This window comes from Methylobacterium sp. Gmos1 (assembly GCF_053764715.1).
The window spans coordinates 1-23,163 of record NZ_JBSNCC010000028.1; the positions used below are offsets into that span (position 1 = coordinate 1).

The window sequence follows — 23,163 nt, forward strand, 5'->3', positions numbered from 1 at the left end:
CTGCGCGAACGGGCCGGTCGCCTCGACGTCGCGACCGGCCGCATCACCTTCGTCGCCTGTCTGATGGCCCTCACCGCACTCGACAATCCAGCATAAGATCAAGCGCTCAAACAGGCTCTGAGGTGCCGAAGCGAAGCGGAGGCCTCGAAGGAGCCCTCCAGATTGCTCCGAGAGTTCTGGAGGCCTCCTTCGAGGCTCCCTCCGGTCGCACCTCAGGATGAGGTCATGGATGGGAGAGCCCGATGCCGAAGGGCCTCGCCGCAATTATCGCGAACCGTGACACCGCTGGCGGACGTCGCCGCTCCAGCTCGTTGCTCTGGCCGCCCTGCCTGCGACGACCCGGCATCCGCTTCGTCGCCGAACGCTCCGGGCCCTTCAGAACCGCTCCACCCACGGCCGCAGCTCGACCTCGAACGACCAGGCGTCTCGGGGCTGGCGCAGCACGTCGAGATAGGCCCGCGCCACGCCCTCCGGCGTCAGCGTGCTGTCGGGCTTGTCCGCCGGGTCGGGCCGGCGGGCGCTGCGCACCGCGCCGTCGACGACGAAGTGGGCGACGTGGATGCCCTTCGGGCCGAGCTCGCGCGCCGCGCTCTGGGCGAGGCCGCGCAGGGCGAACTTGCCCATCGCGAAGGCGGCCGAGAGCGGGAACCCCTTCACGCCGGCGGTGGCGCCGGTGAACAGGATCGCCCCGTGCCCGTGCGGCTCCATGCGCCGCGCCGCCTCGCGGGCGACCAGGAAGGCGCCGAAGGCCGTGACCTCCACCGCCCGCCGCACCGCTTCCGGATCGAGGGCGGCGAGGGGCCCGGGCGCCCGGGCGCTGGCGTTGTAGATCACCACGTCGGGCGCGCCGAGGCGGGCCTCGACCTCGCCGAACAGCGCGGCCACCGCCTGCGGGTCGGCGGCGTCGGCCGCGAAGGTCGCCGCCCCGGTCTCGGCCGCGAGGTCGGCGAGCTTACCCGCGTCGCGGGCGGCGAGGCCGACGCGCAGGCCCTCGGCGGCGAGGAGGCGAGCCAGCGCCGCGCTGATGCCGGCGCCGGCCCCGACGATGAGGGCGGTGCGATAGGGCAGGCTCATGGGCGCTCCTCCCGGGAGGGGGGCAGGTCGAAGACCAGGCAGGTGGTGCTGGCGGTGGCGCAGAGCCGGCCGGCCTCGTCGGTGAGGCTCGCCTCCGCCACCGCCTGGCGGCGTCCGGCATGGACCACCCGGCCCACAGCCGTGACGCGGCCCGACCCCTCCGTCACGGCCCGCAGGTAGTTCACCTTGATCTCCAGCGTGGTGTAGCCGCGCCCCGCCGGCAGGGTGGTGTGGATGGCGCAGCCCATCACGCTGTCGAGCAGCGTCGCCAGCGCCCCGCCATGGACGCTGCCGATCGGGTTGTAGAGGTACTCGCCCGCCGGCATCCGCATCGTCACCCGGCCCGGCTCGGCCTCGTCGAGCGTGATGCCCATCAGGGCGACGATCGGCGGCGGCGGCACCTCGCCGGCGATCAGCGCGCGCAGGAAATCGAGTCCGGCGAGGCCCTGGCCGGCCCGGGCCAGCGCCCGCGGATCGGCCCAGGTGATGCGGCGCTCCCGCACGGGGGCGTCCTGCGGCGCCCCCGGCACCAACGTGGCGGCCATGCTCCCTCCTTTTCACCTTCTTACATGACGTCAGTCATGATACGATATTGATGATCGTCGTCCTCAATCATGTCAACGGGATCGTCGGATGCGGGTGACGCGCGAGCAGTTCCAGGAGAACCGGCGCCGGATCCTCGAGGCGGCCGGCCGTCTCTTTCGCGAGAAGGGGTTCTCCGCCGTCACGGTGGCCGAGGTGATGGAGGCGGCCGGGCTGACCCATGGCGGCTTCTACGGCCACTTCGCCTCGAAGGAGGACCTCGCCGCCCAGGCGCTGGCGCAGGCGCTGGCGCCGTCGCCGCGGGAGGCCGGGACGGGACCCGACGGACATAGGCCCGATCTGGCCGGCTTCGTCGCCGCCTACCTGTCGGCGGCCCATCGCGACCGGCCGGGCAGCGGCTGCGCGCTCGCGGCGCTGGGGGGCGAGGCGGCGCGCCAGCCGGCGCCCGTGCGGCGCGCCTTCACCGAGGGGCTGGAGGCGCGCCTCGCCCGGATGCAGGAGGCCCTGCCCGACGGCGACCGGGCGGCGGCGCTGGCGGCGGTCTCGCACCTCGTCGGCGCCCTGGTGCTCGCCCGGGCGGTGGACGATCCGGCCCTGTCCGACGAGATCCTGGCGGCGGCACGCGGCGCGCTCGGCGATCCGGGACCCGGCGGCCCTTGAGTCAGGCCGGCAGGTTTTTGGTAACCCTCGCGTGACCATGCTGGGGGGCGTCCTTGCCCGAGGCCGGTGATGGTGTTGCGTGTTGCGTTTCCGTACCTGCCCTCGGCGGCGGCCATCGCCTGGGTGCTCGGCACCGGCCTGGCCGCCGCGGTCGAGCCCGCCGCGCCGCTGCCCCCCGCCCCGGTGCCGGGCGCCCAGGCGCCCCAGACCCCGATGCCCGCCGCACAGGCTGCTCCCGGCGCGCCGGTCGAGCCGGTGCGGCGCGAGGTGACAGCCTCGCCCGAGCCCGTGCCGGGCGGCGCGACGCCGCTGCCGGTCGGGCCGATCAAGCCCGGCGCCGCCCCGAAACCGGGCGAGCCCAAGCCCGCTGAAGCCAAATCCGCCGAAGCCAAATCCGCAGAGAGCAAGCCGGCCCCCAAAAAAGTCTCGCGCGAGATGCCGCCGCTGGTGGTGGCGCGGATGTCGCAGGACACCACCCCGACCCTGACACCCGCGACCTTCCTCGACACCCTGCGGGCGGCCGAGCGCTACCAGGCCCTGGTCGAGGCCGGGGGCTGGCCGGCCCTGCCGGCCGACCTCGCGGTGAAGCCCGGCGAGCGCAACCCGGCGATCCCGCTATTGCGCCGCCACCTCGTGCTGACCGAGGATCTGGCCGCCGGCGGCCCGGAGGGCGACGTCCTCGATCCCGGCCTCGTCGCAGGCCTCAAGCGCTACCAGGCCCGGCACAACCTGCCCGAGACGGGGCTCCTCGGCCGCCAGACCGTGGCCGCCCTCAACGTGCCCGCAGGCGTGCGCCAGCGCCAGCTCGCGGCATCGGCCAACCGGCTGATCGGGTCGAGCTTCCCGTTCGGCGAGCGCTACGTCGTGGTCAACATCCCGTCGGCCGCCGTCGAGGCGGTGGACCACGGCGCCGTGGCGCGCCGCTACGTCGCGGTGGTGGGCAAGCCGGAGCGCGCCTCGCCCTCGGTCGAGACGAAGATCACCAACATCAACTTCAACCCGACCTGGACCGTGCCGGTGTCCCTCATCAAGAAGGACATCATCCCGCACATGCGCAAGGATCCGGGCTACCTCGCCAAGATGCACATCCGCATGCTCGACGGGCAGGGCCAGGAGGTGCAGCCGACCGCCGTCGACTGGTCGACCGAGCGGGCGGTGAACTACACGTTGCGCCAGGACCCGGGCTTCGACAACTCGCTCGGCCAGGTGCGGATCGACATGCCGAACCGGCACGCGGTCTACATGCACGACACGCCCTCGAAGTCGCTGTTCACCCGCGACGTGCGCTTCCACTCCTCGGGCTGCGTGCGCGTCGCCGACGTCAAGGCGCTGGTCGGCTGGCTGCTCGAGGGCACGCCGGGCCCCAACGGCCCCGGCTCGGCCTGGGGGCCGATGGAGATCGAGACCGGCATCGCCACCGGCGAGCGCCGCGACATCAAGCTGGCGAAGCCCATCCCGGTGACCTTCGTCTACCTCACCGGCTACGCCACCCCGGACGGCCGGGTGCATTTTCGCGACGACGTCTACGGCCTCGATACGGGCAAGGATCCGGGCAAGGATCCGACCAAGCCGGCGTCGGACGTCGCGGTGACCGGGGCTCTCGCCAAGCCGGAGAATGCCAAGCCGGGGCCGGCGAAGCCCGCAGCCAGGCCGGCGCCGGCGGGGATAGCGGCCGAGCCCAGGCCGGCCGCCAAGCCGGGTGTCGCCAAACCTGTCGCTGCCAAGCCTGTCGTTGCCAAGCCTGCTGCCGCCAAGGCGCCCCCCGCCGAGAAGCCAGCGCCGTAGAGCATTGTCCGACGAAGCGGATGCCGGTTCGTCGATGGCATACGGCGCAGTCAAAGACCCAGAGCCGCGTCCGACTGCAGCGCCACGGTACACGACACTGCCATAGGCGGTGCCGGTGGGCCGACGATCCCTCGCACGTCACACGCTTTCCCGGACGATTGAAACGACGTGGAAGGAGATCCGGGATCCGGCGCGAGAAGTCGCGAAGCGTCCGATTGTCCGCAACGGCGCACCACAGAGAGCCGCTTCGCGGCATATCTTACGTTTGGATCCCGGATCCCTTTCCCTTGACGCTCGGTCGTGTAGGCCCGTTCCGGGCCCGGAAAGGGGCGGCAGCTTGCGGTGGAACGGTGGCCTGTCGGCGTCGGAGCCTCCGGTGTCGCGTACCGTGATGCTACGATCGGACGCTGCTCCGGCCGAGCCGATATCCGCCGCCAGGGCGACCACCGGCGAGACGCCCGCGCCCGAGCGGCAGACCTCCGTCACGCTGACGCGCTCGCCGCGTCGCTCGCGACGCTGCCGGGCGTCGTCTGGGACTAAAGTCCGGTTGTCGGCGAGGTACGCGCGGCGCAATCGCAGAATGACAACCGCCACTGCCGCAAAGTCAGGGTTCACCGTTACCGTAACCTTAGCCATGGTATCGGCAATACGACGCGACCGCGCGGCCGTGTTCATGGTTCCTTAGAATCTTTCTTCCTCAAACTGGTACCACCAAGTCGGGATATCGCCGTCGGAGCGGGATCCGGGCTTGGTCGACAGTCACCCGGCGGAGCGTGCGCAAGCGCCGCGCCCTTCGCCGAGACCCCATCGCGGTGCGGATTTCGTGCAGAACCCAGTCCTCGCAGATCGCGCGCACCGCGCCGCCCGGCTGCTCCGGCGCTTCGCCCGGGATCGCCGCGGCGCCGTCCTGGTCGCCTTCGCGATCGCCGTGCCGGTCGTGATGGCCGCGGTCAGCGCCGGCGTCGAGTACAGCCGGCTGCTCTACCGCCGCGCCCAGTTGCAGAGCGCCGCCGATGCCGGGGTGCTCGCCGGCGCCAACATGCTCAAGCTCGCCAATGCCGACGACGCCTCGGTGGCGAGCGTCACCCGCCAGACGATCCAGGCGCAGGCGCGCACGCCGGCCGACCGGCGCAGCAGCGTCACCGCCGAGGTCGGCGACAATCGCAGCGCCGTGTCGACGGTGATCGAGGAGACGGTGCCCTCGTTGATGGGCAAGCTGCTCAGCCTGCCCTCCACCACCCTGATCGTCAGCGCGAAGGCCCAGCTCGTCGGCTCGATCCGCCTGTGCCTGCTCGCCCTCGATTCCTCGGTCAAGGGGGCGTTCAACATGGAGAAAAACGCGAAGATCACCGCCGACGGGTGCTCGCTCTACTCGAACTCCACCAGCCCGAGCGGCATCAAGGGCAAGGACAGCGCGACCGCGCGGGCGATGTCGATCTGCTCGGCGGGCGGCTTCGACGGCGCCAAGGCCCTGTTCACCCCGGCGCCGATCACCGACTGCACGCCGATCGGCGACCCGCTCAAGAGCCGCCCGCTGCCGAGCCCGGACCCGAGCTGCATCGTCCTGGGCGCCTGGGTCAATCCGCTCGGGAAGAACCCCGCCGGTCCCAGCAACGTCGTCACGGGGTTCGTCAGCCTCGATCCCGGCACCTATTGCGGCGGCCTGCGCATCACCGAGACCGCCATCGTCACGCTTCGCCCCGGCACCTACGTGATGAAGGACGGTCCGCTGATCGTCGACAAGAAGGCGACGATGTCGGGCGAGGGCGTCGGGTTCTTCTTCACCGGCGACAAGGGCGGGCTCCTGTTCGACAAGGACACGACGATCATCCTCACCGCGCCGACGAGCGGCCTGATGGCCGGCCTGCTGATGGCCGAGCAGCGGACCGTCCTCGACCCCGTGCCGGTCCCGATCGACACCTACGTCACGCCCCCGCCCCCTCCCCCGCCGGGCCCGGCGCCGCCGATGCGCCAGTACCGCATCATCAGCGACAACGCCCGCACGATGCTCGGCACGATCTACCTGCCGGCGGGCCGGCTCATCGTCGACAGCAGCCGCCCGGTCGCCGACCAGTCGGCCTACACGGTGGTCGTCGCCCGGCAGATCAACCTCTACGAGGGGCCGAACCTCACCCTCAACGCGAATTACGGCGCGACCTCGGTGCCGGTCCCGGACGGGGTAGGGCCGAGGGTGGGGACGGCGGCGCTGCGGAACTGACCTTCTCGCGCCGGGTCCCCTGCTTCGATCGAACGCCGCGAGATCCGCCCGTTCGCTTCAGGCGATCCTGCCGGATCGCGTTCGCAATGCGAATTGCAGCTTCGCTCGGAGCCTGCCCGACCGATTGCGTCGGTTGGTTCGGCACATGTACCGCACGACCATCCATGTCGTCCCGAGGCTCGACGAAGTTGAGAACCCGGGATCCATAACCGCCGACGCTCCAGCATGAAGCGGGACGTACTCCGCTTCATTCTCAACCGTCAGCGATTATGGATCCCAGGCTCCGCTACGCGGCCCCAGGATGATCAGGAGGGTGTCAACTCTGCGGGATCCCATCAAACAGCCGCTCAGGAAACCCCCAGTCCCCGCACCAGCGCGATGCTGACGAGGAGCAGCACGGCCAGGGAGGCGATGACCGCGAGCGTCACCCGCCCGCCGACCCGGGCCACCACCCGCACGTCGACGCCGAGGCCCAAAGCCGCCATGGCGATCACCGTCAGGATGCCGGCGGTGCGGGTGAGCGGCGCGAGCGCGGCATCGGGCACGAGACCGAGCGAGCGGGCGGTGGCGAGGACGAGGAAGCCGAGGATGAACCACGGCACCAGCTTGAAGAAGCCGAGCTTCCTGCGCGCCCCGGCCGGAGCGCCGGGCTCCTCGCGCAGGCGCGGAGCGAGCAGCGACAGGCCGAGCACGACGGGGCCGAGCATCAGCACCCGCACGAGCTTGACCAGCGTCCCGACCTGGGTGCTGACGAGGCTCACCGGCACGGTGGCGGCGAGCACCTGCGGCACCGCGTAGACCGTGAGGCCGGCGAGCACCCCGTACTCGGTCGGGTTGGTGCCGAGCAAGGGGATGAGGAGCGGCAGGCCGAGCACCACCAGCACGCCGAGGATCGCCGTGAAGGCGATCGAGGAGGCGACGTCGTCGCCGCTCGCGCCGATCACCGGGGCGACCGCCGCGATGGCCGAGTTGCCGCAGATGGCGTTGCCGCAGGCGATCAGGATCGACATCCGGGCCGGCAGCCCGAGTAGCCGCCCGATGGCGTAGCTGGCCAGAAGCGCGATCACCACCGTGGCGACGATGCCGGCAAGCAGCGCCGGACCCGAGGCGACGAGCGCCGCGAGGCTGATCGAGGCCCCGAGCAGCATCACGGCGACCTCGAGCAGCTGCTTGGCGCTGAAGGCGATGCCGATGCGCCAGCGCGGCCCCGGCTCCCAGACCGAGCGGATCGCGATGCCGGCGAGGATCGCGATCACCAGGGCCTCGACGTAGGGGTGGTGGACGAGGCGCTCCTCCGCCGCCTGGACCAGGCTCGCCGCCGCCGTGACGGCGACGCAGAGGGAGAGGCCGGGCAGGACCGCGAGCGCGGTCCGCCCCATCGCGTCAGGCCGCATCGCCGGGCATGCTCGTGAGGGTGGACTTTTTGGAAGCGAGGCTCTCGCCGCAGGGACGCCCGGCGCTCACGCGCGAAAGCTCGTGCCGATTCCGCCCCGGGCCGGCTGGCCGAGCCAGAGCAGCCCCAGGCCGAGGGCCAGGGCGATCGGGGCCGCCGGCGAGAGGGTGAAGGGGAGGCCGAGGAGCTTCCACAGCGCCGGCTGCCCGCCCTCGGCCATCGCCTGGAGGCTCGCCGCCCGGTCCTTCATCAGCGCCACGGCGACGTCGCTGACCGAGGTGACGAGCACCGCGTTGTTGGCGATCGAGCGGGCGCCGTCATAGACGATCCCGACGAATCCGGCAGCGAGGAGCAGAAGGCCGAGGCAGCGGCACAGGAAACGGATCATCCAGGGCTCCGGACCGCGCGCCTGAAGCGGGGCGCGCGGCACCTTGAGTAGAGAGAGGGCCCTGCGGGCGCAAGCTTGAGCGCGGCACCGTGGCGGGTTGATCCGGGCCGCGCCGGCGTGCCACGGCGCTCTCCGACCGACAGCAAGGGACGCGGCATGAACGGCAGGACGGGCGCACGGCCGCAACTGGTGATCTTCGACTGCGACGGGGTCCTGGTCGACAGCGAGCCGATCAGCCTGGCGCGGCTGACCGAGAATCTGCAGCGCATCGGCGTGCCGATCGACCTCGGCACGGTGGCGCGCCGCTTCACCGGCACCAGCATGACCTCGATCATGGCGCACATCGCCGCCGATTACGGCGTGCCGACCCCGGACGGCTTCGTCGACGCGGTGCGGGCCGACACCCTGCGGGCCTTCGACGCCGAGCTCCAGGCGATCAGGGGTGCCGGCGCGGTGCTGGGGGCGATGCCGGACCGGCGATGCGTCGCCTCGAGCAGCGATCCCCAGCGCCTGCGCCACGCGCTCTCGCTCACCGGCCTCCTGGATCACTTCGACGGCCACGTCTTCAGCGCCACCATGGTGGCCCGCGGCAAGCCGTTCCCGGACCTCTTCCTCTACGCCGCGGGGCAGATGGGGGTGGCGCCCGAGCGTTGCGTGGTGATCGAGGACAGCGTGCCGGGCGTCACCGCGGCGCGGGCCGCCGGCATGCCGGTGCTGGGCTTCTGCGGCGGCGGCCACTGGTCGCACGACCGGGCCGGGGCGGATCTTTTGGCCGCAGGGGCGCTTCGCGTTTTCGACGAATTCACCGACCTGCCCCATCTTCTGGAGACCTGGGACGCCTCGTCCCGTTAACGGACGGGGAGCCCTGGCACCGGATTCGCATTGACCTGCGGCGCGCACCCGCCACATTCGGGAATGGCGCCAAGGCCACGAGACCGGTCCGGCCTCCCCTTCGTCCGATCCCCGCGCCGTCAAGCCAACCGGAGCCCGCCGTGAGACCAGCCCGCATCGTCGCCTTCTCGGGCAACGTCCGCCGCCCCTCCCGGACCCGCGCGCTGGTGGAGGCCGTGGCGGCCGAGATCGGGCGCCGCCGCCCGATCGACCTGAAGGTCTTCGACCTCGCCGAGGTCGGCACCGGGCTCGGCGCCACCACCCGGCAAGCCCTGCCGCTGCCGATCGCCCACATGATCGAGGCGATCGAGGGCGCTGACGCGCTGATCGTCGGCTCGCCGGTGCATAACGGCTCCTATTCGGGCCTGTTCAAGCACGTGATCGACTTCCTCGACCCGGCGGCGCTGGCCGGCAAGCCGGTGGCGCTGACCGCGACCGGCGGCGGTCCGCGCCACGCCCTGATGGTCGAGCACCAGCTGCGCCCGCTCTTCGGCTTCTTCACCGCCCACGTCGCGCCGACCGCGGTCTATGCCGGCGAGGCGGAGATCGAGGACGGGATCGTCACCGACGAGCGCGTCGCCGAGCGGGTCGCGGCGGCGGCGGCCGAGCTCGCCCACCTCCTCGACGTGGCGGAGGCCGCCCGCCGCGGGGCGGGGCGGGCGGTGGCGGGGCTCTAATCGCCGCAGCTGGTCACCTGAAGCTTGCGATACGCCCGCCCATAAGCCGCGTAGCTCGCGACGGTGCGGGCCATCATCGCGCGGCGGTTCGCATCGAGGCGCGACAGGGCCTTGGCCGGGCGCCCGCCCCAGAGCCAGCCCGAGTCCAGCACCTGGCCCGGATCGGTGGCGCTGCCGGCGGCGAGCAGCACGTCGCCCTCCACCACCGTGCCGGGGCCGAGCCGCGCGCCCATGCCGATGAGGCAGCCCGGGCCGATGCGCCCGTCGCCGGCGGTGACGTTGTGGCCGAGCGTGGTGTCGCGCTCGATCACCAGGCCGCCGGCCTGGGTGTGGATCGCGCAATTGTCCTGCACGTTCACGTTCGGTCCGATCACGATCGGGCTCAGCGGCGCGTCGAGGAGGCAGGAGAAGAACACGCTCGCCCCCGGCGCGAGGGCGACCCGGCCGCGCAGCCGGGCGGTGCGGGCGACGAACACCGCCGGATCGGGCGCGAAATCGTCGCCCGCGGCCGGGGCCGGCTCGCTCGCGGCCGCCTCGCGCAGGCGCTCGGCCCGCTCGGCGAGCTCGCCCGGGGCGAGGGCGCGCAGGGGCCGGGCCGGGCTCCCGCCGCAGACGAAGCCCGAGGGCAGGGTGGTGCGCGGAAACACCGTGCTGCCGGCCTCCAGCAGCACGCGATCCTCGATCAGCGACCCGTCGAGGACCACGCAGGCATCCTCGATCACGCAGTCGTCGCCGACCGTGCAGGCATGCACCACCGCGTCGCGCCCGACCGTGACCCGGTCGCCGACGATGCAGGGATACATCTCGGCCGCGATGTGCAGGGTCGAGCGGGCGCCGAGCCAGAACCGGTCGCCGACGATCACGTCGTGCCCGTCGGCGCGGATCACCGATTCGTCGCCGAGCCAGGCTTGCGCCCCGAGGCTCGCCCGCCCGATCACCGCGCTGCCGCGGCCGCACCAGACCGGCCGGGCCTCGAAGGTGGGGGTGGTGTCGTCGAAGGGGAGGAGGAGGTCGGGGGTCACGGGGCTGTCCTCCGTCCGGCCGGCCGCGCGGCCGGTCTTGTTGCCGCTCCACATCTACGCCGTTCCGCGCCCGCCGCCAGCCCCGGGTCCCGTGGCGGCCGGTTCGTGCTAGAGCACCGTCCTGCCCCTCCGCCCGGACCCGCCATGACCCCGCGCCTCATGACCCCGCGCCTCTCGATCCAGCCCGAGCCCTTCGACGTCGCGGCGGAGATCGCCGCCCTCACGGCGGAGCTCGGCGGGCGGGCGGGCGCCATCGTGAGCTTCACCGGCCTGTGCCGCGACGAGGACGGGCGGCTCTCCGCCCTCGAGCTGGAGCATTATCCCGGCATGGCCGAGGCCGAGATCGGCCGCGTGCTCGACGAGGCCGCGTCTCGCTGGCCACTCCAGGGCGCCGTCGCGATCCACCGCCACGGCCTGATCCGCCCGGGCGAGGGCATCGTGCTGGTGCTCGCGGCCTCCGCCCACCGCACCGCCGCCTTCGAGGCCGCGAGCTTCCTGATGGACTACCTCAAGACCCGGGCGCCGTTCTGGAAGCGCGAGCACCGCGCCGACGGCACGTCGGGCGGCTGGGTCGAGGCGACGGAGCACGACGCGGCGGCGGCGGCGCGGTGGTGAGGGTGTGAAACGGGGATTACGGCGAATTCGAGCGATCGAATCGAGGAATCGCTGACCGGCCTGCGGCAGGATAACGGTCATGTTCCACGATCACCAACACCCCGAGCCAAGATACCCCGAGCCAAGATACCCCGACCCGGGGCGACCCGAGTCCCTGGCGTTCGACCCGCTGAGCGCGCGCAGCCTCGCGGTGGCCTGCGCCCTCGTCGGGCTCGTCACCCTCCTCCTCTCCGAGCGGCCGACGCCCGGGGGGGTGCTCCTCGCCTGGGCCGGCCTCGTCGGCTGGGCCCTGCTGCGCGTCTTCGGCCGGCGCCGCGCGGCGCCGGCGCGCCGGAGGATCCGCCCGCGGCCGGAGCCGATCATCGAGGTCGTCGAGGTCAAGGACTGGGCGCCCCGGCGCGAGGCCCCGGTGCTGGCGCTGCCCAAACCCTTCACGGCCGTCCAGCCGGAGGGGGCGGAGGCCTGGAAGACCTCGGCGCATCCCGCCGTGCTCGCCGGCGTCCGGCGCCGGCGCGAGCAGGGGTAGGGGAGCCTTTCGGGTCGCCGAACGACCGCGCGCGGCTATCTGTCCAGCACGGCGGCCCTGAAGCCGCCGGCGGAGAGATCATCGGACATGGCCGTTTTCCCATCCCAGGACGCCGCTCACCAGGAGGCCATCCGCGCGGCATCGGCGAGCCCCCGCTCCGCGGCCTGGGCCAGCACCCGCTCCCTCGTGCTGGCGGGCATCGGGGTTGTGTCGTTCACCGCGATCCTGCTGCTGGCCTGGCACTCGGCCGACACGCTGCTGCTGATCTTCGCCGGCATCCTGTGCGCGGTCTTCCTCGACGGGCTCACCCACTACCTCGGCCGCGTCGTCCCGCTCGGGCACGGGGCGCGGCTCGCGATCGTGAGCGTGCTGCTGGCCCTCCTCGTGCTCGGCATGGTCGGGCTCGGCGGCGCGACCGTGGCGGGGCAGGCGCAGCGCCTGGGGCAAACGCTGCAGCAGCAATCCGGCACGGTGAAGTCCTGGCTCGACGCCCGCGGAATCGACACCCGCTTCCTCGATTTCGGCAAGCTGAAGGAGGCCTCGGCCCAGGCCGGCACCAGCGAGGAATCGCGCCCGAAGGGGCCCAGCGGCCTGCCGAGCCCCGGCACGCTCCTGTCGGGCGCCGGCAGCGTTCTCGGCCAGGCCTCGACGGTGGCGCTGGCGGTGTTCGGCGCCATCGGCAACGTGTTCATCGTCGTGGTGCTCGGGCTGTTCGTCGCGGCCGATCCGCGGACCTACCGCGACGGGCTCCTGCGCTTCGTGCCCTCGCGCCAGCGCACCCACGCCGCCTCCGTCGCCGACGACATCGGCATCACGCTCCGCCACTGGCTGTTCGGCCAGCTCGTCGTCATGGCGGCGATCTTCGTCTGCGTCTGGCTCGGCTTGAGCCTCGTCGGCATCGACGGCGCCCTGGTGCTCGGGCTCCAGGCAGGGCTCCTCTGCTTCATCCCGACCATCGGGGCGCTGGTCGCCGGCATCATCATCGTGCTGGCCTCCCTCGCCTCGGGGTTGCAGGGGGTGATCGCGGGCCTGTGCGTCTACCTCCTGGTCCAGACGCTGGAGAGCTACGTGCTGACGCCGTTCGTGCAGAAGCGGGCGCTCGACATCCCGCCCGCCACCCTGTTCGCCGGCCAGATCCTGCTCGGCGTGCTGTTCGGCCTGTGGGGCGTCGCCCTGGCGCTGCCGCTGATGGCGGTCGCCAAGGTGCTGCTCGACCGGCTCTACATCGAGGACACGCTGGGGGAGAGCGCGGGCTGAACCCCCTCCCCCATCGATGCGCGTCAGGCGCTCTGCGGCTTCGTCACCTTGGCCTCGATCGCGTCCCAGACCGCGACCGCGAGATCGGGGCCGCCGAGGCGCTTGATCGCCCGGATGCCGGTCGGCGAGGTGACGTTGATCTCGGTCAGGTTGCCGTCGATCACGTCGATGCCGACGAGGATCAGGCCGCGGCGGCGCAGCTCCGGGCCGATCGCCGCGCAGATCTCCCGCTCGCGCGGGGTCAGCGCCGTCGCGCCGCCGGTGCCGCCGCGCACCATGTTGGAGCGGATGTCGTTGGCCGCCGGCACCCGGTTGACGGCGCCTAACGGCTCGCCGTCGACCAGGATGATGCGCTTGTCGCCCTCCGTGATCCGCGGCAGGAAGCGCTGCACCACCCAGGGCTCGCGGAAGGTGACCGAGAACAGGTCGAACATCGAGCCGAAATTCGGGTCGTCGGGCAGCACCCGCAGCACCGCCGCGCCGCCGTGGCCGTGCAGCGGCTTCATCACCACGGCGCCGTGCTCGGCCCGGAACGCCTCGATCTCGCGCTTGTCGCGGGTGATGAGGGTCGGGGGCATCAGCTCCGGATAGGCGGTGACGAACAGCTTCTCGGGGGCGTTGCGCACCTCGAACGGGTTGTTGACCACCAGCGTGTGCGGGTGGATCCGCTCCAGCATGTGCGTCGCCGTGATGTAGGCGAGGTCGAAGGGCGGGTCCTGGCGCATCAGCACCACGTCGACCTCCGCCAGATCGACCCGCTCCTGCGCGCCGAGGGCCGCGTGATCGCCCTCGACGTCCTGCACCCGCAGGGGCTCGGCCCAGGCGGTGACGCGCCCGTCGCGCATCGACAGCCGGTCGGGGGTGTAGTGCAGGAGCGTGTGGCCGCGAGCCTGCGCTTCCAGCAGCAGCGAGAAGGTGGTGTCGCCGGCGATGCGGATCGCCTGGATCGGGTCCATCTGGACCGCGACGGTGAGGGCCATGTCGGGGGTATCTCCGGTCGCCCGGGTTATCGGGCGGCCCGCGCCCGATGGCAACGGCCGTGACGGAAAGGAGGCCCCGCGCGAGGATCGCGGCGGGGCCTCAAGTCAGGGAGGAAACGCCCATGAGCGTCTGCCGAAACATTTAGCAAGCCTCGTGCCAGCGCCGGGGCGCGCGGCTCCGGCGCCCTGGCGGGCGAGGTCGGCGTCGCGTCGATCGATGTCCCGTATGTCTCGACGCCTCGAGGCGATCCTTACCCGGCCCCTGCCTCCGGATCCTGCCCCGGCCAGTCGACGATGCGGTCCGGCAGTTCCTCGGTCTCGAACTCCTCCTCGGTGCCGCTGACCCGGCCGCGGACCGAGATGCCGGCCTCGTGCACGGTGCGGCGGGTGCCGGAGACCAGGGGGTGCCACCAGGGCAGGTCGCGCCCGTCGCGCACCAGGCGGTAGCCGCAGGTCGGCGGCAGCCACGGCAGGGTGCGCACCGCCTCGGGCGTCAGCCGGACGCAGTCCGGCACCTTGCGCTGGCGCCGGGCGTAGTCGCGGCAGCGGCAGGTGTCGGCATCGAGCAGCGTGCAACCGACATCGGTGTAGTGGATCTCGCCCGAATCCTCGTCCTCGAGCTTGAGCAGGCAGCAGCGGCCGCAGCCGTCGCACAGGCTCTCCCACTCCTCCGGGCTCATCGCCTCCAGGCTCTTCTCGCGCCAGAACGGCGTCGCGGCCTTCAGCGAGGCGGGCGGGCGCGGGGGCTTGCTGCGGGCTTCGGCCACTCTGTTCACGGCTTTCGAGGCGCCCGACGGCGCGGATGCGGGGGTGGCGGGGACGGGAGGCCCCTCCTCTGCCGCGCCCGGGGCCCGCGGGCAAGCACGGCCGGACCGGGTTACGCAATCCTGCGACGTCGTGTCGGCGAGGAAGCGCCCCATATAGGCCTTGGAAGCCTGCGAACGGCTTACCGTCTCGCGCTAGGATGCGAGGCTTGCTAGACCGTCGAATTGCGCCATCCCGAGGACCGCTGCCGTGCCCGAGAACCAGCCCACCGACCGGCTGACCAAGCTCCGGACCCGCCTGTCGCACGGGATGCTCGGCTTCGACGCCTGGCTCAACGACGGCCTCTACAATGGCGGCCGCTCGTTCGGCGAGGCCTACGGGCGCTATGCCGAGCGGATCCAGCGCCGCTTCCGGGTGCGGGGCGTCAAGCGCGTGGTGCTCGACCTCGCGAGCGAGGGCGTGACGCTCGGTCTCGGCGGCGCCCTGGTGATGCTGACGCTGGCCCAGTCGGCCTTCAACCAGACCAGCGAGAACTGGCTGAAGGCCCCCGACCTCGCCGTGACCTTCCTCGACCGCTACGGCACCGAGGTCGGGCGGCGCGGCATCAAGCACGACGACTCGCTGCGCATCGACGAGTTTCCCGACATCCTGGTCAAGGCGCTGATCTCGACCGAGGACCGGCGCTTCTACGAGCACTGGGGCATCGACCCGATCGGGACGTTGCGCGCCGTGACGGTGAACGCGCGCGGCGGCGGCCACGTCCAGGGCGGCTCGTCGCTCACCCAGCAGCTCGCCAAGAACCTCTTCCTGTCGAACGAGCGCTCGCTCGAGCGCAAGATCAACGAGGCGTTCCTGGCGCTGTGGCTCGAGTGCCACCTGACCAAGAACGAGATCCTGAAGCTCTACCTCGACCGGGCCTACATGGGCGGCGGCACCTTCGGGGCGGCGGCCGCGGCGGACTACTACTTCGGCAAGAACCTCAAGGACATCACCCTGCCGGAAGCGGCCATGCTGGCCGGCCTGTTCAAGGCGCCGACGAAGTACGCGCCCCACGTCAACCTGCCGGCGGCGCGCGCCCGCGCGGCGGACGTGCTGCACAACATGGTCGAGGCCGGATACCTGACGGAGGGCCAGATCCAGTCGGCCCTGCGCAACCCGGCGACCCCCGTGACCCGCTCGCGCGACATCAGCGCCGACTACTACCTCGACTGGGCGTTCAACGAGATCAAGAAGCTCGTCGACGAGGGCAAGCTGAAGAAGGAGCGGGTGCTGGTCGTGAAGACCCCGCTCGACCTCGCGATCCAGAAGCGGGCCGATCAGGCGGTGGAGAACGTGCTGCGCCAGTTCGGCGACGCCTTCGACGTCGAGCAGGCGGCCCTCGTCACCATGGACCCCGACGGCGCCGTCCGGGCGATGGTCGGCGGGGCCGATTACGGCCAGAGCCAGTTCAACCGCGCCACCGACGCGCTACGCCAGCCCGGCTCGTCCTTCAAGCCCTACGTCTACGCCGCGGCCCTCGCCACCGGGCAGTGGCGGCCCGAGAGCAAGGTCGTGGACCGTCCGGTCTGCATCGGCAACTGGTGCCCGGCGAATTACGGCCGCTCCTTCGCCGGCACGGTGCCGCTCTGGGTCGCGGTGGCGAAATCGATCAACACCATCCCGGTGCAGTTCTCGATCGCCATGGGCAAGCAGCTCGGCGAGACCCACGATGCCCGCGCGGCCAAGCTCGGCCGGGCGAAGATCATCGAGCTCGCCCACAAGATGGGCATCACCTCGAACCTGGTCGACTCGGTCTCGCTGCCGATCGGCTCGGCCGAGGTCACGGTGCTCGACCAGGCCGCCGGCTACTCGGTCTTCGCCAACGGGGGCCGGCGGGCCAAGCCCTACGCGGCGACCGAGATCCGCACCGGCGCCGGAGAGGTGATCTACCGCCACGACACCAGCGAGGCGCCCCCCGAGCAGGTCCTGTCGACCCGGGTCGTCGCCGACATGAACTTCATGCTCAACAAGGTCGTCGACGAGGGCACCGGCCGCAAGGCGGCGGTCGAGGGCGTGCGCACCGCCGGCAAGTCCGGCACCACCAACGCCTACCGCGACGCCTGGTTCGTCGGCTTCACCGGCAACCTCGTGACCGCGGTCTGGTACGGCAACGACGACCATTCCTCGACCAAGAACCTGACCGGCGGCTCGCTGCCGGCGATCACCTTCCACGAGGTGATGGCGCCGGCCCACCAGGGCATCGAGATCAAGCCGATGCCGGGCTTCGAGACCGACAAGGCCGGCGCCCGCACGGCGCAAGGGCCGGCCCCGACCGCCCCGCCCCCCGGGGCCCCGGCCGGCGCCCTGTCGCGGCGCTCCTTCGAGGTGCTGGGGGGCCTGGGCACGCTGTTCCGCTCGGTCGAGAGCCCGACCCCGGGGCGAGCGGCGTTCAACATGGTGGGCGAGGACCGGCCGATCCCGCGGTGACCCGCGGGGTCACCGCCGCCGGAGGTCCCGGACGTCGACCGGGTGCCACTGCCCCTTCATCCGGGCATGGGCCTCCAGGAGCTCGTGCAGCGGCACCGCCGGCTGCGCCGGCAGGCGGTGGAAGCGGTAGCGCGCGTCGCCGAGCGGCAGCAGGTCGTGGGCCGGGTAGAGATCGGGATCGAACATGCCGTAGACCGGCAGCACGATGGTGCGCGCCTCGGACAGCCAGGCGGCGAGCCAGGCGAAGGTGCTGACCGACAGGATCACCTGCGCCGCCGAGCGGATGATCGAGAAATCCTCCAGGATCCCGCGATGCGGCACGATCTCGGCGCGGGGAAACCGATCCTTCAGCGCGCGCATGTAGAGCGTGTCGTCGGTCTGGCCGGTGAAGACCGGGCGCCACCCCATCTCCTCGATCACGTCGGCGTAGAAGTCGACCGGCACGATCGTGTAGCCCGGATGGCGCGCATCGAGGATCTCGCCGCCCCGCACCGGGCAGACCACCGCGTCGCCGTCGTAGACCGGGGCCACGACGTCCGGACGCTGGAAGAGCTGGCGGGCCTCCGCCAGCGGGGGGAAATACTCGAGCCTCTGGCCGTATCCGCGCCAGTGGAACCGATCGAAGATGCGGTTGCCGGCGAGGTACGACACACGGCTGACGTCGACGTGCTGCTCGTCGTCGAGCACGCAGACGGCGTCGGACGTGGCCGCGTCGATGAGCGGATGCGCGATGTTCCAGTACGGCATCATGAAATTCGACAACCGCAAGTGCGGCACGAGAGCCTTCAACCTCACGGCCACCATGTATTGCATCATCAGGTTGGCATAATGCGTAGGTATATCTTTATGGAGAACGGGATCCGCACTCATCCAGGCTCGACCTCTCGTGCGCCCGGGCGATGGACGCGACGGCCCCGTCCCGATGGCCGGGCACGCCGGACAATACAGGTGCCGAGCTGGCGATCGTCTTTCGCGCGGGCTGCGGTGACATGCTTTGCGCAGTGCGGGGCGGCGGCCTCCGGGGCAGATCTTCCATCGGCCAACGGAACCTGATATGACGCCGTGCCGCGCACGAGCCGCACGGTCGAGGACGGTATATGAGAATTGTCGCCGCAACAAGAGTCCTCGACGAAGCTGATATCATCGAAGCCTTCGTCAGGCATACGGCGTCCTTCGTCTCGCATCACGTCTTCATGGACAACGGCAGCAACGACGGCACCGTCGAGATCTTGCGCAAGCTTGCCGAGGAAGGATTCGGGATTACCGTATTCCAGAACAGGTCGGTGCACTACAACGAGATCTCGTTCAATACCTTCCTGTACGAACAAGCGGTCAGGGTCCACGGGGCAGACTGGGTCCTGTTCGTCGATGCCGACGAGTTCCTCGACGACCGCAAGATCCCCGCGGGCCTGCAGGCCTATCTCGGCAGCCTCCAGCGGGACCCGCACTGCGTTAAGATCCCGATGGTCAATTACGAGTATACGCGGCAGGACGACTACAACGAGATCGTCGTGCCGCGGCGCACCACGCACCGCAACGCGCCGACGCAGAACTACAAGGTGATTGCCAACGGGCGGATCCCGGGCAAGACAGTCGCCATCGCGAACGGCTCGCACGATGTGCTGATCGACGGCGCGGTGACCACCTCCTGCGTGGTGGAGAACGATCTCTGGCTGGCGCATTTCTCCGAGCGCCACGCGCTGCAGACCGCCGCGAAGTTCCTCAAGGGCTGGTCGAAGGTCCTGGCCGCCGGCTCGGAGGTGATCGCGTCCGGATCCAGCTACCACTACAAGGCGCCGTACTACGTTATCAAGGATCGCCCCGAGGACCTGCTGCGCAGCGAATGGTTCATGACGCGTAAGAACGAGAGCCCCGATCTCGTCCACGATCCGATGCGGTACATGGGCGGCGACCTGCGCTACACCCCGCCGATCGACCGGGAGATGCAGGTCGTCCGGAGCCTGATGGGGTATCTCAACGATCTCGCCGTCCAGCACGGCCGCCTGCTCGACCACGACCCGGTCGCTCGGAAACTCGTCGCCGAGTGGTCGGCGGCGCACGAGAAGATCATATGAGCCGCGCCCGCCTATCCCGGCTCCGGCGCGGCGTCCGATCGCGTGAGGCGCGCATCCTGCTCTAGATCGTTGATTCCGATGCATCCTTCGTGACGAGGCAGTCCCCAGTTCGCTGGAGGATGCTTGGGGACCGACACCCTTCACGAGGCTTGCCCGGACCGCCGCAGGTCGCCGCGATCGATATCCGGCGTGCCTCCCTCCTTCCTGGTGCAGTGGCTTTGGAACCGACGAAACAGCGCGAGCGTGAACGGTGGCTGGGCCGCCTCCTCGGCACGCGCCTGGCACGCACGATCCAGGACACCCCCCTCGCCCGGGCTCTGGCCACGGCCTCGCCGCGTGCGGTGCGCGAGCAACTCGCAGCGGTCCTGAACTCGGCCAATCCGAACCCCGGCAAGCAGCCACCGGACATGTCGACGGTCGCGGCGATCGCCAAGGACGAGGGCCGCTACGTCGCGGAGTGGATCGCCCACAACCTCGCGGTCGGGTTCGACCGCATCCTGGTCTTCTCGAACGACAGCACCGACGACACCGACCGCATCGTCGCGGGGATCGCCCGGCGGGAGCCCCGGGTGTCGCTGATCCCGTGGCCCTCCGTGCCGGATTCCTCACCGCAGATCACCGCCTACCGGCACGCCCTCGGCGTCGTGAGGACGCCCTGGATCATCTTCCTCGACATCGACGAGTTCCTGCTGCCCTTCGGCGACGGCAGCGTCCGGAATTTCCTCGGCCGCGTCCCGGACGACGTCGCGAGCGTCCACGTCAACTGGCGTAACTTCGGCTCCGGCGGGCGCACCTCGGCGGATTACCGGTTCGTGACCAAGACCTTCTTCCAGGGCGCCGAGCTGCCCTGGAGCAACCATTACCATTTCAAGACATTTGCCAGAACGCATCTGGCCGTCGACCCGCAGATTCACGACATCGGCACCTTGGAAGGCCGCAAGGTGCTGTCCGATTTCGAAGACTTCGAGATGTACGGTCGCGGGCACGGCAACCGGGTCGTCCACGACACGATCCAGATTAACCACTATCAATGCAAGACTTACGAGGAATTCATCCAGCGGATGAGGCGGGGCGATGCCAATTTCGCCGGCAGCGGGCCACGCGACCACTCGCGGGAGCGGTTCGACATCCTCGACCGCAACGAGGTCGAGGATCTGAAGATCCGCATGTTCGAAGCCGCCTTCGACGCCGAGTACCGGCGCCTGACGCGGTGACCGCCGCGACGGGACCCGGCCCGGGGGCATCCCTCCCGCCGCGGCCGGCGCGAAAAAACCCGTTGCGGCGAGAATACCGTTCGGGCCCGGCCCGACCTGGGCTAGATACGGGCCCACGATGCTGATCGAGAAAGCCGTCCCTCCGGCCTCCGGGCGCGCCGCGTCCCCGAGGCCCCGATCCCCGTCCCGGCTGCTGCCGCGGGCGTTGCGCCGGCGCGGGTTCGGCACCGTCGGGCTGGTGCTCTACGCCCTCGCGCTCGGCGTGATCCTGGGCCTCGCCTCCGCCAACTGGGCGACGCGGGGGCGCTACCCGTTCGGCGGCGTCGCGCTCAACGCCTGGACCGCCTGGCCGAAGATCGGCTCGCGCGACGCCGACCCCTACGTGCGGGCGATCCATGCCCGCACCGGCGAGGTGCCGCTGGCGCTGGGTGAAGGCCTGCTCCTCACCGCGCTCACCGACGATGCCGGGCGCAGGCTCGATCCGTCCTGCCGCTACCGCATCGCCGGCGCCACGCCGCCGGCCCGGGCCTGGACCCTGACGGTGGAGCGGCGCGGGCACGCCCCGGATGCGACGGCCAAGGAGGCGCCCATGGAGGCGCCCAAGGACGCGGCCGCCCGCCCGGCGCAAGGAGGCGGCGTGCCGCTCCCGCGCACCGGCTTCACCTCGACGGAGGTCCTGCGTGACCGCGACGGGCGCTTCGCCGTCGTCGTGAGCCCGGCCGTGCAGCCAGGTAACTGGCTGCCGATGCCCGAGGGCGAGGGCTCGATCCGGCTGGTGCTGCGCCTCTACGACACGCCGGTGGCGGCGAGCACCGGCGTGCTCGAACGCGAGGGCGTGCCCTCGATCACCCGGGAGGATTGCCCGTGACGCCCGTCGGCCGCTTCGTCCTCGCCACCCTGTGCGGCCTCGTGCTCGCCGGGCTCGTGCACGTCGCGACGGTGCTGGCGATCCCCTACCTCGCCGACGGCGACGCCCTGGCGCGCTCGCGCGCGACGCTGGCCAACGACACCTCGGTGCTGGTCCACGCCGCCGAGACCGGGGGACCGGCGGAGGCGGCGGAGGGCTGGCTGCCGCAGCAGGACCCGGCGGTGGCGGTGGGCGTCTGCGCCTACGACCTCGACGACGGCCCGGTGCGGATCACCGCCGAGACCGGCCCGCTCATCGAGACGATCGCGCTGCACGGGCGCGGCGGCGCCTACTACGCCATCACCGACCAGGCGGCGGTCCGCGGCACGGTCGAGCTCGTCATCATGACCCGGCGCCAGTTCGACGAGGCGCTCGCCACCGCCGACGAGGACGAACGCAACCGCGACGTGCGCATCGTGGCGCCGAGCCGGCAGGGCTTCGTCAGCGTGCGGGTGCTCGCCGCCCTGCCGAGCCAGCAGGCCCAGGCCAACGAGGCCGCCCGCTCGGTCTCCTGCACCATCGACGGGCCGGACGAGTAGGGCACCCCGCGGATCGCGTCCCGTTCGCTATCCCTTGCGCACCAGCACCGCCTCGCCGGGCTCCGGCGGCACGAGGCCGCAGCGCGCCTCGGCGTCGGCCGGCAGCAGCGGGTCGAGCAGGGTCCGGCGCGCATCCAGGAAGGCCAGTGCCCGCTCGGCCGCCACCGCCTCGTCCTCGGGAGCGGCAATCAGCAGGTATTCGAGGGTGTAGCGGTAGGAGGCGGAGCGCGCCGCCGTCTCGCGCCGCACCCAGGCGATGAGGCAGCGGTTCTCGGCCACCCGCATCGCGGCGCTGCGCACGTCGCGGTCGTCGAGGGTGGTGATGAAGGGCAGGCTCTGGAGCCGCGTCAGGTCGGCCCGCACCACCCGGGAGGCCGTCTCGGCGAAGGCCGGGACGAGGCGGCCATCCGCCACCAGATCGTCGGAGAGGCGCCGGTAGCGCGAGACGACCGAGCGGAACGGCCCGCCGGTGATCGCCTCGAGATAGGCCGCCGGGTCGGCCGGGCGCCAGCCCACCGGCAGCACCCGGGCGCGAGTCAGGTTGTTGAGGGCGGCGTCGAAGAGGCTGCGCTCGCGCGCCGGCATCAGGAAGCGCCAGGCGCGGTCGCGCAACGCGCGCTCGTCCTCGGTGAAGGGAAACGGCGAGGCCGGCTCGCCGCGCTCGTGCGCCGCAAGCGTGCCGGCGGCGTCGATCAGGCTGTTCCAGGCGGTGGGCGCCGGGCGGCCGAAATCGCCCTGCTGCACGCAGGCCGCCAGCAGCGGCACGGCGAGGAGCGCGAGAGGCACGGCACGGCGCGGCGCCGGGCAGCGCGAGGGGGAGCGGCGCGGCATCGCGCGGCGCGGGGCCTCAGCGCCGGCAGCGCCGCTCGGAGGCGGGCAGGCCGGGCTCGGCGGGATCGGGCAGCCTCTCATAGCGCACTCCCGTGAACAGCAGAATCGTGCCGCGGACCGCGTCCGCCGGATGGGAATCGGCCGAGCCGCCGGCGACCGCGCCCGGGCGCGCCGCGGGGCGCGGGAACGGGATGATGTCCGCCGAGGGACGCCGCTGTGGGCCGATCATGTGTGCTCTCCCGCCTCTCGTGTCCCTCCGGGACCGCCGCTCATCGCGACCTCACGCGGCAGACGAAAGCACCACATGGTTAACGGAGCGTTGCCGAACGTGTCCGGC

General features: G+C 71.6%; 23 protein-coding genes. 13 read left to right on the forward strand and 10 right to left on the reverse strand.

The genetic code is table 11. The features are described from left to right. Positions 1 to 375: 375 nt before the first annotated feature. Both ACS5PV_RS29810 and ACS5PV_RS29815 read right to left on the reverse strand, forming a co-directional pair. Positions 376 to 1,074 (reverse strand): SDR family NAD(P)-dependent oxidoreductase, encoded by a 699-nt coding sequence (locus tag ACS5PV_RS29810; RefSeq protein ID WP_455398953.1) that lies wholly within the window; start codon positions 1,072 to 1,074, stop codon positions 376 to 378. After that, positions 1,071 to 1,619 carry a PaaI family thioesterase gene (locus ACS5PV_RS29815; RefSeq protein ID WP_455398954.1) on the reverse strand — a complete coding sequence of 183 codons (549 nt, stop codon included), beginning with the start codon at positions 1,617 to 1,619 and terminating at the stop codon, positions 1,071 to 1,073. The genes ACS5PV_RS29810 and ACS5PV_RS29815 overlap by 4 nt, the downstream gene beginning before the upstream one ends. Positions 1,620 to 1,707: 88 nt before the next feature. Between ACS5PV_RS29815 and ACS5PV_RS29820 the strand changes: the two genes are divergently transcribed. The 3 genes from ACS5PV_RS29820 to ACS5PV_RS29830 all read left to right on the forward strand — a co-directional run bounded on the left by ACS5PV_RS29820 (position 1,708) and on the right by ACS5PV_RS29830 (position 6,280). Then, positions 1,708 to 2,277: a TetR/AcrR family transcriptional regulator gene (locus ACS5PV_RS29820; protein ID WP_455398955.1), complete on the forward strand. Its 570-nt coding sequence runs from the start codon at positions 1,708 to 1,710 to the stop codon at positions 2,275 to 2,277. Between the two features lie 69 nt (positions 2,278 to 2,346). After that, the gene (locus ACS5PV_RS29825) at positions 2,347 to 4,062 is read left to right on the forward strand and encodes a L,D-transpeptidase family protein (RefSeq protein WP_455398956.1); all 1,716 of its coding nucleotides are present in this window, start codon (positions 2,347 to 2,349) and stop codon (positions 4,060 to 4,062) included. 823 nt (positions 4,063 to 4,885) lie between these two features. After that, positions 4,886 to 6,280: a TadE/TadG family type IV pilus assembly protein gene (locus tag ACS5PV_RS29830; protein WP_455398957.1), complete on the forward strand. Its 1,395-nt coding sequence runs from the start codon at positions 4,886 to 4,888 to the stop codon at positions 6,278 to 6,280. Between the two features lie 347 nt (positions 6,281 to 6,627). Here ACS5PV_RS29830 and ACS5PV_RS29835 read toward each other — a convergent pair whose 3' ends face one another. Both ACS5PV_RS29835 and ACS5PV_RS29840 read right to left on the reverse strand, forming a co-directional pair. Next, on the reverse strand, positions 6,628 to 7,674 hold the full coding sequence (locus tag ACS5PV_RS29835; RefSeq protein WP_455398958.1) for a YeiH family protein: 1,047 nt from the start codon (positions 7,672 to 7,674) through the stop codon (positions 6,628 to 6,630). Positions 7,675 to 7,740: 66 nt separating this feature from the next. Continuing rightward, on the reverse strand, positions 7,741 to 8,061 hold the full coding sequence (locus tag ACS5PV_RS29840) for a PetM family of cytochrome b6f complex subunit 7 (protein ID WP_455398959.1): 321 nt from the start codon (positions 8,059 to 8,061) through the stop codon (positions 7,741 to 7,743). 156 nt (positions 8,062 to 8,217) lie between these two features. Between ACS5PV_RS29840 and ACS5PV_RS29845 the strand changes: the two genes are divergently transcribed. Both ACS5PV_RS29845 and msuE read left to right on the forward strand, forming a co-directional pair. Further along, complete coding sequence (locus ACS5PV_RS29845) at positions 8,218 to 8,913, forward strand: HAD family hydrolase (RefSeq protein WP_455398960.1); 696 nt, start codon at positions 8,218 to 8,220, stop codon at positions 8,911 to 8,913. Positions 8,914 to 9,053: 140 nt separating this feature from the next. Then, a complete protein-coding gene (gene msuE, locus ACS5PV_RS29850) occupies positions 9,054 to 9,629 on the forward strand; it encodes an FMN reductase (protein WP_455398961.1) in 576 nt (191 codons plus the stop codon). On the opposite strand, the gene ACS5PV_RS29855 is transcribed toward msuE, so the two are convergent. Beyond that, the gene (locus tag ACS5PV_RS29855) at positions 9,626 to 10,651 is read right to left on the reverse strand and encodes a gamma carbonic anhydrase family protein (protein ID WP_455398962.1); all 1,026 of its coding nucleotides are present in this window, start codon (positions 10,649 to 10,651) and stop codon (positions 9,626 to 9,628) included. The genes msuE and ACS5PV_RS29855 overlap by 4 nt on opposite strands. 159 nt (positions 10,652 to 10,810) lie before the next feature. Here ACS5PV_RS29855 and ACS5PV_RS29860 point away from each other — a divergent pair, with 159 nt between their 5' ends. From ACS5PV_RS29860 to ACS5PV_RS29870, 3 genes are all read left to right on the forward strand, one after another. Beyond that, positions 10,811 to 11,266 (forward strand): molybdenum cofactor biosynthesis protein MoaE, encoded by a 456-nt coding sequence (locus ACS5PV_RS29860; RefSeq protein WP_455399001.1) that lies wholly within the window; start codon positions 10,811 to 10,813, stop codon positions 11,264 to 11,266. Between the two features lie 79 nt (positions 11,267 to 11,345). Beyond that, positions 11,346 to 11,792: a hypothetical protein gene (locus tag ACS5PV_RS29865; RefSeq protein ID WP_455398963.1), complete on the forward strand. Its 447-nt coding sequence runs from the start codon at positions 11,346 to 11,348 to the stop codon at positions 11,790 to 11,792. A gap of 87 nt (positions 11,793 to 11,879) precedes the next feature. Beyond that, on the forward strand, positions 11,880 to 13,049 hold the full coding sequence (locus tag ACS5PV_RS29870; protein WP_455398964.1) for an AI-2E family transporter: 1,170 nt from the start codon (positions 11,880 to 11,882) through the stop codon (positions 13,047 to 13,049). A 23-nt stretch (positions 13,050 to 13,072) separates the two neighbouring features. Here the strand turns inward: ACS5PV_RS29870 and gshB are convergent, their stop codons facing one another. Both gshB and ACS5PV_RS29880 read right to left on the reverse strand, forming a co-directional pair. After that, positions 13,073 to 14,029, reverse strand: a complete 957-nt coding sequence (gshB, locus tag ACS5PV_RS29875) for a glutathione synthase (RefSeq protein WP_455398965.1) — start codon at positions 14,027 to 14,029, stop codon at positions 13,073 to 13,075. Between the two features lie 251 nt (positions 14,030 to 14,280). Further along, on the reverse strand, positions 14,281 to 14,796 hold the full coding sequence (locus tag ACS5PV_RS29880) for a YcgN family cysteine cluster protein (protein ID WP_455398966.1): 516 nt from the start codon (positions 14,794 to 14,796) through the stop codon (positions 14,281 to 14,283). 307 nt (positions 14,797 to 15,103) lie between these two features. On the opposite strand from ACS5PV_RS29880, the gene ACS5PV_RS29885 reads away from it, so the two are divergent. Then, positions 15,104 to 17,260, forward strand: a complete 2,157-nt coding sequence (locus ACS5PV_RS29885) for a transglycosylase domain-containing protein (RefSeq protein WP_455399002.1) — start codon at positions 15,104 to 15,106, stop codon at positions 17,258 to 17,260. A 9-nt stretch (positions 17,261 to 17,269) separates the two neighbouring features. Here the strand turns inward: ACS5PV_RS29885 and ACS5PV_RS29890 are convergent, their stop codons facing one another. Next, entirely contained in the window at positions 17,270 to 18,064 is a 795-nt protein-coding gene (locus ACS5PV_RS29890; protein ID WP_455398967.1) for a hypothetical protein, read from the reverse strand. 293 nt (positions 18,065 to 18,357) lie between these two features. On the opposite strand from ACS5PV_RS29890, the gene ACS5PV_RS29895 reads away from it, so the two are divergent. The 4 genes from ACS5PV_RS29895 (at position 18,358) to ACS5PV_RS29910 (ending at position 21,995) form a co-directional block, all read left to right on the forward strand. Then, on the forward strand, positions 18,358 to 19,335 hold the full coding sequence (locus ACS5PV_RS29895; RefSeq protein ID WP_455398968.1) for a glycosyltransferase family 2 protein: 978 nt from the start codon (positions 18,358 to 18,360) through the stop codon (positions 19,333 to 19,335). Positions 19,336 to 19,484: 149 nt separating this feature from the next. Further along, positions 19,485 to 20,549 carry a glycosyltransferase family 2 protein gene (locus tag ACS5PV_RS29900; RefSeq protein ID WP_455398969.1) on the forward strand — a complete coding sequence of 355 codons (1,065 nt, stop codon included), beginning with the start codon at positions 19,485 to 19,487 and terminating at the stop codon, positions 20,547 to 20,549. A 118-nt stretch (positions 20,550 to 20,667) separates the two neighbouring features. Then, complete coding sequence (locus ACS5PV_RS29905) at positions 20,668 to 21,417, forward strand: DUF1214 domain-containing protein (RefSeq protein ID WP_455398970.1); 750 nt, start codon at positions 20,668 to 20,670, stop codon at positions 21,415 to 21,417. Further along, the gene (locus ACS5PV_RS29910) at positions 21,414 to 21,995 is read left to right on the forward strand and encodes a DUF1254 domain-containing protein (RefSeq protein ID WP_455398971.1); all 582 of its coding nucleotides are present in this window, start codon (positions 21,414 to 21,416) and stop codon (positions 21,993 to 21,995) included. The genes ACS5PV_RS29905 and ACS5PV_RS29910 overlap by 4 nt, the downstream gene beginning before the upstream one ends. 27 nt (positions 21,996 to 22,022) lie before the next feature. On the opposite strand, the gene ACS5PV_RS29915 is transcribed toward ACS5PV_RS29910, so the two are convergent. Both ACS5PV_RS29915 and ACS5PV_RS29920 read right to left on the reverse strand, forming a co-directional pair. Beyond that, positions 22,023 to 22,826, reverse strand: a complete 804-nt coding sequence (locus tag ACS5PV_RS29915; RefSeq protein ID WP_455398972.1) for a hypothetical protein — start codon at positions 22,824 to 22,826, stop codon at positions 22,023 to 22,025. Between the two features lie 16 nt (positions 22,827 to 22,842). Beyond that, positions 22,843 to 23,055, reverse strand: a complete 213-nt coding sequence (locus tag ACS5PV_RS29920) for a hypothetical protein (RefSeq protein WP_455398973.1) — start codon at positions 23,053 to 23,055, stop codon at positions 22,843 to 22,845. Positions 23,056 to 23,163 lie beyond the last annotated feature (108 nt).

Excerpts from the sequence above, each read along its gene's own strand:
- ACS5PV_RS29840 (WP_455398959.1), bottom strand. The coding sequence starts at position 8,061 with ATGATCCGTTTCCTGTGCCGCTGCCTCGGCCTTCTGCTCCTCGCTGCC.
- ACS5PV_RS29810 (WP_455398953.1), bottom strand. The coding sequence starts at position 1,074 with ATGAGCCTGCCCTATCGCACCGCCCTCATCGTCGGGGCCGGCGCCGGC.
- ACS5PV_RS29920 (WP_455398973.1), bottom strand. The coding sequence starts at position 23,055 with ATGATCGGCCCACAGCGGCGTCCCTCGGCGGACATCATCCCGTTCCCG.
- ACS5PV_RS29915 (WP_455398972.1), bottom strand. The coding sequence starts at position 22,826 with ATGCCGCGCCGCTCCCCCTCGCGCTGCCCGGCGCCGCGCCGTGCCGTG.
- ACS5PV_RS29845 (WP_455398960.1), top strand. The coding sequence starts at position 8,218 with ATGAACGGCAGGACGGGCGCACGGCCGCAACTGGTGATCTTCGACTGC.
- ACS5PV_RS29890 (WP_455398967.1), bottom strand. The coding sequence starts at position 18,064 with ATGGTGGCCGTGAGGTTGAAGGCTCTCGTGCCGCACTTGCGGTTGTCG.
- ACS5PV_RS29835 (WP_455398958.1), bottom strand. The coding sequence starts at position 7,674 with ATGCGGCCTGACGCGATGGGGCGGACCGCGCTCGCGGTCCTGCCCGGC.
- ACS5PV_RS29895 (WP_455398968.1), top strand. The coding sequence starts at position 18,358 with ATGAGAATTGTCGCCGCAACAAGAGTCCTCGACGAAGCTGATATCATC.
- gshB (WP_455398965.1), bottom strand. The coding sequence starts at position 14,029 with ATGGCCCTCACCGTCGCGGTCCAGATGGACCCGATCCAGGCGATCCGC.
- ACS5PV_RS29860 (WP_455399001.1), top strand. The coding sequence starts at position 10,811 with ATGACCCCGCGCCTCTCGATCCAGCCCGAGCCCTTCGACGTCGCGGCG.
- ACS5PV_RS29820 (WP_455398955.1), top strand. The coding sequence starts at position 1,708 with ATGCGGGTGACGCGCGAGCAGTTCCAGGAGAACCGGCGCCGGATCCTC.
- ACS5PV_RS29815 (WP_455398954.1), bottom strand. The coding sequence starts at position 1,619 with ATGGCCGCCACGTTGGTGCCGGGGGCGCCGCAGGACGCCCCCGTGCGG.
- ACS5PV_RS29870 (WP_455398964.1), top strand. The coding sequence starts at position 11,880 with ATGGCCGTTTTCCCATCCCAGGACGCCGCTCACCAGGAGGCCATCCGC.
- ACS5PV_RS29825 (WP_455398956.1), top strand. The coding sequence starts at position 2,347 with ATGGTGTTGCGTGTTGCGTTTCCGTACCTGCCCTCGGCGGCGGCCATC.
- ACS5PV_RS29865 (WP_455398963.1), top strand. The coding sequence starts at position 11,346 with ATGTTCCACGATCACCAACACCCCGAGCCAAGATACCCCGAGCCAAGA.
- ACS5PV_RS29885 (WP_455399002.1), top strand. The coding sequence starts at position 15,104 with ATGCTCGGCTTCGACGCCTGGCTCAACGACGGCCTCTACAATGGCGGC.
- ACS5PV_RS29905 (WP_455398970.1), top strand. The coding sequence starts at position 20,668 with ATGCTGATCGAGAAAGCCGTCCCTCCGGCCTCCGGGCGCGCCGCGTCC.